This window comes from Sulfitobacter sp. HI0040 (assembly GCF_001634885.1).
GTDB lineage: Bacteria > Pseudomonadota > Alphaproteobacteria > Rhodobacterales > Rhodobacteraceae > Sulfitobacter.
In genome coordinates, this window is record NZ_LWEX01000103.1 from 1 (window position 1) to 5,504 (window position 5,504).

General features: G+C 58.2%; 7 protein-coding genes and 1 pseudogene. 3 read left to right on the forward strand and 5 right to left on the reverse strand.

Features of this window, described 5'->3' with window-relative positions; all coding sequences use genetic code 11:
- Positions 1-124, reverse strand: a pseudogene (locus tag A3728_RS22700) (IS256 family transposase); the annotation flags it as partial.
- Between the two features lie 318 nt (positions 125-442).
- Between A3728_RS22700 and A3728_RS22265 the strand changes: the two are divergent.
- The 3 genes from A3728_RS22265 (at position 443) to A3728_RS07790 (ending at position 1,889) form a co-directional block, all read left to right on the forward strand.
- Entirely contained in the window at positions 443-835 is a 393-nt protein-coding gene (locus A3728_RS22265; protein ID WP_231886455.1) for a topoisomerase DNA-binding C4 zinc finger domain-containing protein, read from the forward strand.
- A gap of 102 nt (positions 836-937) precedes the next feature.
- A complete protein-coding gene (locus tag A3728_RS22705) occupies positions 938-1,429 on the forward strand; it encodes a hypothetical protein (RefSeq protein WP_067268425.1) in 492 nt (163 codons plus the stop codon).
- A gap of 130 nt (positions 1,430-1,559) precedes the next feature.
- The gene (locus A3728_RS07790) at positions 1,560-1,889 is read left to right on the forward strand and encodes a hypothetical protein (protein ID WP_150120687.1); all 330 of its coding nucleotides are present in this window, start codon (positions 1,560-1,562) and stop codon (positions 1,887-1,889) included.
- Between the two features lie 92 nt (positions 1,890-1,981).
- Here A3728_RS07790 and A3728_RS07795 read toward each other — a convergent pair whose 3' ends face one another.
- The 4 genes from A3728_RS07795 to A3728_RS07810 form a co-directional block, all read right to left on the reverse strand.
- A complete protein-coding gene (locus tag A3728_RS07795; RefSeq protein WP_067268422.1) occupies positions 1,982-3,154 on the reverse strand; it encodes an ABC transporter substrate-binding protein in 1,173 nt (390 codons plus the stop codon).
- Between the two features lie 50 nt (positions 3,155-3,204).
- On the reverse strand, positions 3,205-4,257 hold the full coding sequence (locus tag A3728_RS07800; protein WP_067268421.1) for a branched-chain amino acid ABC transporter permease: 1,053 nt from the start codon (positions 4,255-4,257) through the stop codon (positions 3,205-3,207).
- Positions 4,258-4,261: 4 nt separating this feature from the next.
- On the reverse strand, positions 4,262-5,176 hold the full coding sequence (locus A3728_RS07805; RefSeq protein WP_067268419.1) for a branched-chain amino acid ABC transporter permease: 915 nt from the start codon (positions 5,174-5,176) through the stop codon (positions 4,262-4,264).
- The coding region (locus tag A3728_RS07810) for an ATP-binding cassette domain-containing protein (protein WP_150120688.1) at positions 5,176-5,504 on the reverse strand (329 nt) is incomplete at its 5' end. The genes A3728_RS07810 and A3728_RS07805, both read right to left, overlap by 1 nt.

Sequence of the window (5,504 nt, forward strand, 5' to 3'; positions counted from 1 at the left end):
CGGTCTTTGCGCCAACCTCCAATTCCATCAGCCTTTCGGCGGCAAAACCGATCATATCTCGAAGAAGATCGGCATCCGCGCTCTTCTCGACAAGCTCTTTCAGGTCCATCATAGGTTTGGTCATCGGGGTCTTCCTTCGGTTCAGGTTGATGTTCGCAACCCGACCTTACCGAAAATTCACCGATGACCACCGCGCCTTTGATGACGTCCTACGGCGCCTCATGAAGGGCGCGGACGCCACCAAAAGCGCTACCAGAAGTTACACCTCTCCCTGGGACAGGACCTGCTCGACATGTTTAGCGGCCGCATGGGGTTCCCGTCAGAAATTGTCGATGATCCTCTCCTTACTATGGTGTCTCCCGAAGGCGAACCGTTCCCGCATGCCGAAGAACGTCGGGTCATGTATGTGGCTATGACACGGGCCCGGAAAACCCTGACGCTCATGGGCGCCGCCTCTCGGCAATCGACTTTCATCGCCGAGTTGGTGGATGACGATGCGTACGGGCTTGGGGCAGACAAGACAGAAGACCTCCCGACCTGTACGTGCGGTGATTGCGGCGGGCATCTGTTTGCAGTGCCCCGAAAAGACGGTGGAACATTTTACCGATGTGAACATGTCGAGCTCTGCGGCAACACGCTCCCGAGCTGCCCCGACTGTGGCGTCGGCATACCCGTCAGGTCGGAAGATGGGCGGTCGTCCGACTGCCGCTGCGGTGCGACCTTCCAAGCCTGTCCGGTCTGCGCCGATGGCTGGCTGGTTGAGCGCAGCGGTCGTTATGGTCGCTTCCTTGGGTGCGTGAAATTCCCAAGATGCAATGGCAAAGGGAGACTTTAAACGGAATACCCTACATAATGTCGGTTTTCGTGAAACGGGCCCCTCCGGTAAACCTGTTGAAATCGGTGAGTTCAATGTGAAAAATGCGGAGCTGAAGTTTAAATGACCGATTTAGATCATAGCTTCCTTGACAGACTGTACGCTGTAGCATCTGATCCAGAGCATTCTGGAGGGTGGATTAGCGCACTGTTCAGCATCGTTGCGCCCCCTACGCCCTATCTGCCCCGCGAACTATCTTTTCCCGAACAAAGAGAAGCGTTCTTCTACCTTCTGGAACGGCTTTTGCGGGAAGGGAAAGTGCTGTTGACACCTCCCGCGTTGCTGGAAGATCACGAACCCTATTACTGGGTTATTGCAGATGGTTACAGCGACAATAAGCCTATGCGTCCGGTAGAGCGCGTCCCTGACGGTGGCCCATGCCGTTTCCGCGTTTGGGACGTTCCGATTGAGAAGCAAATCGCCTATATTCGAGAAACTTTCCCCACGAGCGTCACCGACGACCGTGACTTCGAGTTGACGGCCTATTGGTTTGATGGACGCTGTCCATGGATCGGCTGGATAGATTCGGAAACCGGGGTGCTGTGGGCTTCTTGAGGGTTTTCATGATCCGTCGTCTGCTGAAAGCACTCCTCGTCCTTAATCGACATTCCCCAAGTGGCCTGCCTTCTGACGTGAAGATCGCCTGACTGCGCTTAACGGGCTGATGCTCTTGGACAAATTCGTCATGGAGAGTTTGCTTACAGGCACCTGCATCTACCGGGATTTGCCAGAAGCCGCGCGGATCAAACAACTGCGAAACCTGAAGGGGTTTGCGCAAAGCCAGCCGAAAAAGCTGCTATACGTTGTCGATTATATCGAAAACGGGCTGACACCCGGTTTTGTCTCTGGCGAGGGGCCCCTGATCACCTATGCCTTTGGCGGGATCATTGAATTGACAGCGCCCGATCTGGTGCAGACATTCAAAGAGCGCGCGCAGGCTGCTTGTCAATCGGGACAGGCCTTGCGGGATTGGCTGTCTGCCAATGCCGAGAACCCGCTGGTAGAAGCAGCATAGCGTACCACGCGTTCCATACCTTGCGTGATCGGACAAATGAAAACACCCCCGGCAGGATCGCCTGCCGGGGGTGTTTTCATTTCATAGCGTACTTACTTCAGCAACACTTCCAGCGGCACAGGTTCGCTGATGGTCCAGCTATCAATCGCTTTCGGTGTCCCGCCAGAGATTTCGATGATCTGCATCTCTGCGAAATTCTGATGGTGCAATTCATCGGTAAAGCTGCGCGGACCGAATGCCGTTGCTTCGTTTCGCATCTTTTCCAGCTCTGCAGTCACCGTCGCGCCGTCCAGTGTCCCCGCGCGCTCGACCGCCTTGGCCCAAAGTTCCATCAGCACATACCCCGGATAGGCATAGGAACTGGCAGGGCGGGCACCGGCCTTGGCCTCGTATGCCTTGTTGAACGCTTCGACTTCGGGGCGTGGATCATCGCCATAGATCGACCCTTGGACCGGCACCACGAAATTCGAAAGGTTCGGCGTCGCATCCAGCCAATAGGACCCGTCCATAGACGAACCATTCAGGATCAACGAGTCGATCCCTGCCGCCCGCAACTGGCGCACAGCCGAGGCCGCACCGGGTATATAGGAACACAGCATGATCACGTCGGGCTGTTCCGGCAGCGCTTTGATCCGGCTGATCTGGCTGGCAATCGAGGCATCGTCGTTCTTGAACGTGTCGCGGCCCACGATTTCGGTGCCGTCCAGACGGGGGAACATCCAGTCAAAACCGGTGCAGATGCCCTTGTTATATTCGATAGTGGTGTCCAGCAGCACATAGCCGGTTTTGGCGTTGCGCTTGGCGTGGCTCCATTCTGCCATGGTCGCGCCTTGCACAGGGGCCAGAACCGAGCCCGAGAAGCTGTAGGGACCGACGCCCTGAATCCCGGCCTTCACGTCCTCGGCACACAGGAAGAAGGAAATCATCCCCTCCGCATCCGCCGACAATGCAGCGGGGGCGCCGAAGTCATAGTCGCAAGTCACAACCATCATGTCCGCGCCTTCGTCAATCAGTTGCAAACCCGCCTTGGCCGCTTGGGCGCGATCGGTTTTGGTGTCGGATTCGACCCAGTTGATCTGACGGCCCAACAGGCCACCATTCGCGTTGATCTCGTCGATACGGATTTTCGCAGCGGTTGCGGCGGGGGTGTCATAGGCTTCCATCCAGCCGGATTTCGCGATGGCGAACCCCACGGTGATGTCATCAGCGGCATAGGCCGGGCCGCACAGGGCCAGCACAGCCGCGGCTGTGGTCAAACGTTTCATATCATACTCTCCTGTTTTAGTTGGATTATTTAGGTTGGATATATTTGGGGTCAGGCGCGTTTTGCCTGCCCTCGTTTTTGGAACAGGCGGCCGGACAGCGCCCATTCCCTTCCCTTGGTCAGCCCCGAGGGCCGCAAGATCAGGATGACGATCATCGCCACGCCAATCACGATTTCCTGTGCGCCGTTGGGGATGGACAGATGGGTTTGGCCCACTTCGATCCCTTGCTCCATCCGGACCAGCGCCTCGATCGCGGCGGACAAAACGACCACGCCGACCACTGCACCTGTCAGGCTTCCGATCCCGCCAACCACCAGCATTGCCAAGGCGATGAAGGTCAGCCCCAGATAGAAACTGTCGGGGTTCAGAACGCCGATGTAGTGGCCCAGAAGCGCCCCTGCGACACCAGTGAAAAAGGTCGAAATCACCAGCGACAGCAAACGGTGGCGGTACATGTTCACGCCCGAGGATTGGGCGGCGACCTCATCCTCGCGGGTTGCACGCAGGGCCAGACCCGAGCCCGAATTGGCATACAGGCTGGCCACCGCAATCGCTGCAACCGCCCAAGCCAATGCGACCCACGCGTCCACATAACGTGGCAGGCCCACAACGGAACTGGTTGCACCGGTGACGTCCTCCCAGTTGGAATAGACGGTGTTGACGATGGCAAGGAACGCAAAGGTCGCGATCGACGCCGCGATCCCCGACAGCCGCAAAATCGCAGCGCCGGAAATCAGACCGACAACCGCAGCCAACAGCCCGCCCGCGATTGCCGCAGGAAAGACCGGCCATTGTGCCTGAGCCAGCCAGTCCGGCAAGCCGGGCAACAAAAGCGCCTTCATGGTGGGTTTCAGGGTCAGCCACGCGGACATATAGGCGCCGATGCACATATATCCGGCGTGACCAAAGCTGATGACGCCGGAGTTGCCAACGAAGATCCACAGTCCAACGACCAGCGTCACGCGGATCAACAGTTCCGCCATGGCCCGCCCGAGTGCCTTGTCGCCCAGACCTACCGCCAGAACGGTCAACGCCAACAGCGCCAAGGACAGAAGGACCGGAGTGGAATAGGACCGAAGTCGCATCAAAGTGTGATGGTGCATGATCTTAAACCCTTGGTTTGGCGCTGGCCGAGGCAAACAGCCCCTGCGGCCGCAACAACAGGCAGCCGATCACCAGCGAATAAAGGAAGGCATCGCGGAACGGACGGGCATCCAGCGGAAGGAAAGCTTGCAGCATCACCGAGGCCGCCCCCAACAGGAACCCCGCCGCGACCGCACCGGGCAGACTGCCCATGCCACCGATCACCGTTGCGATAAAGGCAACCAGCATGACTGGCCCACCCATACGGACGTCGGCGACACCGGTCTGTGTGACAAGGATCAGGGCAACGGCAGCCGCAAGCGCACCGGAAATCGCAAAGGCTCCGGTAATAACCCTGTTCGCCTTCACCCCCAGCATTCTTGCCATGGTGAAATTCTCGGCTGCGGCGCGCATTTCCAGACCTAACCGCGTGTGACGCAGCAACAGGAACAGGATCACCAAGATCGCGACCGTCACCCCGATAACCAGTAATTGCAGCAGGGGAACGCTAGCCCCCAGCAACTCCACCGGCGTATTCAGTCCGGGCCAAAGGGATACCGCCTTGGGACGACCGCCATAAGCGGCCAAAAGGGCATATTGCAGCACGAACCCCAGCGCGAAAGATGCGATCATCATGGTGACAGGCGTTGCATTGCGCAGGCGACGGAATATCAGCGCCTCGGATAGCACCGCCAGCCCGCCACCAATCATCAGCATCACAGGGACCAGCACGATTGCCGGCGCCTTACCCAAAAACAAATGAGCTGCGGCATCCGTACTAGGCACGATCAGGGCAAACACACAGAAGGTGATGTATTCCCCATGGGCAAAGTTCACGAGGTTCATCACCCCGAAAATCAATGCGATGCCCAGCGCGGCCAGTGCATAAATGCCACCCAGCGACGCTGCATCAAAGAAAAGTTGAGAAAGCGAGGTCATCACGAGGCCTCCTTCACTGGTTTGGATTGGCCGAAATAGGCGTCTCGCAGGCTGTCCTCGGCACCGAGTTCGGCAGCGTCCCCGTCACCCACGATCCGCCCGCCCCGCATCAGGATCATCCGCCCACCGACACGGGCAGCACGGGCCGAGCTTTGCTCGACGATCAATAGTGTCAGACCTTTCAGCGCCTGAAGCTCCAGCAGCGTGTCATAAACCTGATCGACAATCTTGGGCGCCAGACCCAAGGAAGGTTCGTCAATCATCATCAGTTTGGGGTTGGTCATCAGGGCGCGGCCGATCACCAGCATTTGCTGCTGACCGCCAGACA